This window comes from Nonomuraea aridisoli, from assembly GCF_003236395.1.
Lineage (GTDB): Bacteria > Actinomycetota > Actinomycetes > Streptosporangiales > Streptosporangiaceae > Nonomuraea > Nonomuraea aridisoli.
In genome coordinates this window covers 1-2,411 of the sequence record NZ_POUD01000508.1, presented here as the reverse complement: position 1 = coordinate 2,411, position 2,411 = coordinate 1, and the positions used below count along the sequence as shown (strand labels likewise).

Genomic DNA, 2,411 nt, shown 5'->3' with positions numbered 1-2,411 from the left:
AGATGTGTATAGGAGACAGGCGCGACCAGACTGACGAGCGGCGCCACCCCCACGAAGGCCGAGGCCAGCAGCCCGGCCGCGAGCCGGTGCTGCCGCAGCCCCAGCGGCGCGAAGAACTCCGGGCGCAGGGTCTCGTCGCCGCCGCCCGAGAAGACCGGGCCGATGATCCAGCCGAGCATCCACACGGCGTACGCGGCGACCAGCAGGTCGCCGTCCAGGAAGGCCAGATAGATCGTGCCGGCCGCGACCAGGGCGCCGAGCACGCCCGCCGAGCTCATCATGGCGCCCTGCTGGCCCTTCATCGCGTGGCGCAGGATCGCCAGCTTCATCTGGACCAGCGTCATCGCTACAGCCACGACAACCCCTTCGTGGCCGTGGTGGCCGCGCCCACCAGCTCCACGAACCGGTCCTCCAGCGTCGCCGCGCCGCGTACCTCGTCCAGCGTGCCCGCCGCCGCCACCCGGCCCCTGTCGATCACGCCTACGTGGTCGCACAACTGCTCCACCAGCGCCATCACGTGGCTGGACAACACGATCGAGCCGCCGCCCGCGACGAACTCCCGCAGGATCGTCTTGATCGTCGCCGCCGACACCGGGTCGACCGCCTCGAACGGCTCGTCCAGCACCAGCAGCCGGGGCGCGTGCAACAACGCCGTGGCCAGGCCGATCTTCTTGCGCATGCCGGTCGAGTACTCGATCACCAGCGTCTTCTCCGCGCTGTCGAGCTCCAGCACCGACAGCAGCTCCTCGGTCCGCCCGGCCACCACCTCCTTGCTCAGCCCGCGCAGCAGCCCGAGGTAGGTGAGGACCTCACGGCCGGTCAGCCGCTCCGGCATCGCCATCCCGTCGGGCAGCACGCCGACCAGCTGCTTCGCCCGCGCCGGCTCGGCCCACACGTCGGCGCCGAAGATGCTCGCCGTGCCCGCGTCCGGCCTGAGCAGGCCCACCGCCATGGACAGCGTGGTCGTCTTGCCCGCGCCGTTCTGCCCGACCAGGCCGTAGAACGAGCCCTGCGGCACTGTGAGGTGGACGTGGTCGACGGCGACATTGTCCCCGTAGGTCTTCGTTAAGCCCTTGATCTCCAGCGCCGCTGTCATGGCTCATCTCCTGGTCGCGAGGGTCAAAGTGGTGACCAGCTCGCGGGCGAGCAGGTCGAGGTCCCAGCCGGGGTGGGGGATCAGGTGCTCGGCCACGGCGTCGATCATCCCGCGGAGCGCGACGGCCATGGTGTGCCTGTCGAAGTCGCGGAACTCGCCCGTTCGCTGGCCCCACTCCAGCACCTTCTCCAGGTCGGTGATCGCGATCTCGGCCTGCTTGTCGTACGGCCCCGGCCCGCCGCTCTCGCGGGGGGCATGGGTGATGATCTCCATGAGCGCCAGCAGGGGCTTGCGGTGCTGCCGCATGAAGTCCAGATTGCTCTCGACGTACGCCCTGAGCCCCTCGGTCGCGGTGGGCTGGGCGAGGATGCGCGGCACCATCATGTCGGTGGCCATCCTGGCCACCTCACTGACGACCGCCTTGATCAGCTGCGCCTTTCCCCCGAAGTGGTACGAGATCACCCCGGCGCTGATCTTCGCCTGCTTGGCGATCCTGGCCATGGTGGCCTGGGCGTACCCCTCGTCGGCGAGGACGTCGATGGCACACCCGATGATCTGCGCGCGTCGCGCTTCTTCGACGAACGTCCGGGACCCTGACGTCACGTTCAGAACTTTAAACGCTCATTCAACTCCGAGGTAACCCCTTACTTTCCCGTCCTCGCAGAGCCTTCGCGGGGGTGCCCACGGCCGAGTGCCGCACCCGATTGATGACGGCAATCGACCGCTTCGTGAGGCTTGTTTCGGGGGCAGTTTGTGCCCTTGAGGCTGGCAGCCTGGCCCGAGCGCAGCTTGTAAGCCTGGGGCCGGCGGTCTGGCCCGAGGGCAGCCTGTGCGCCTGGAGTCGGCAACCTGGCCCGAGGCGAGCTTGTGCGCCCGGGGCCGGCCTGCCCATGGCAGCCCGGCGCTCGTTTCGCCTGGGGATCAGGCGCGCAGGCGGAGGCCGCGCGGGGTGGGGTGGAAGCCGGCCGCCTCCAGGGCCGCCGCGAGCGGGGAGTCGACGATCGGGGCCCCGTCGGCCCGCTCCACGGTCAGCTTGCCCAGAGCCCCGTCGCGTACGGCCAGGGCCAGGGCGTCCACCGCGGGCTGCAGCCGGTCGCCGTCGGTGAACGACAGCAGCGTCTTGCCGCCCCGCTCCACGTAGAGCACCAGGTGACCGTCCACGAGCACGACCAGCGAACCTGCCTTCCGCCCGGGTTTGTGCCCGACGTCGCCAGGATGCTGCGGCCACGGCAGCGCCGCCCCGTACGGACTGGCCGGATCAGCCGCCGCCAACACCACAGCCCTCCGCCCCCCATCACTCAGCCTGCCCTTGGCC

The 2,411-nt window shown here is 70.2% G+C and carries 3 protein-coding genes and 1 pseudogene; all 4 read right to left on the bottom strand.

Annotated elements, in window-relative coordinates:
* A pseudogene (locus C1J01_RS47550) lies at positions 1-356 on the bottom strand (hypothetical protein); the annotation flags it as partial.
* The gene (locus C1J01_RS47545) at positions 347-1,096 is read right to left on the bottom strand and encodes an ABC transporter ATP-binding protein (RefSeq protein WP_111185684.1); all 750 of its coding nucleotides are present in this window, start codon (positions 1,094-1,096) and stop codon (positions 347-349) included. The gene C1J01_RS47545 and the pseudogene C1J01_RS47550, both read right to left, overlap by 10 nt.
* 3 nt (positions 1,097-1,099) lie before the next feature.
* A complete protein-coding gene (locus C1J01_RS47540; protein WP_181449368.1) occupies positions 1,100-1,699 on the bottom strand; it encodes a TetR/AcrR family transcriptional regulator in 600 nt (199 codons plus the stop codon).
* A 318-nt stretch (positions 1,700-2,017) separates the two neighbouring features.
* Positions 2,018-2,411, bottom strand: a 394-nt coding sequence (locus C1J01_RS47535) for a hypothetical protein (protein ID WP_146616026.1), incomplete at its 5' end; no start/stop codon positions are given.

Bases quoted from the DNA above. Each gene is read 5' to 3' on its own strand.
- C1J01_RS47545 (WP_111185684.1), bottom strand. From the start codon at position 1,096: ATGACAGCGGCGCTGGAGATCAAGGGCTTAACGAAGACCTACGGGGAC.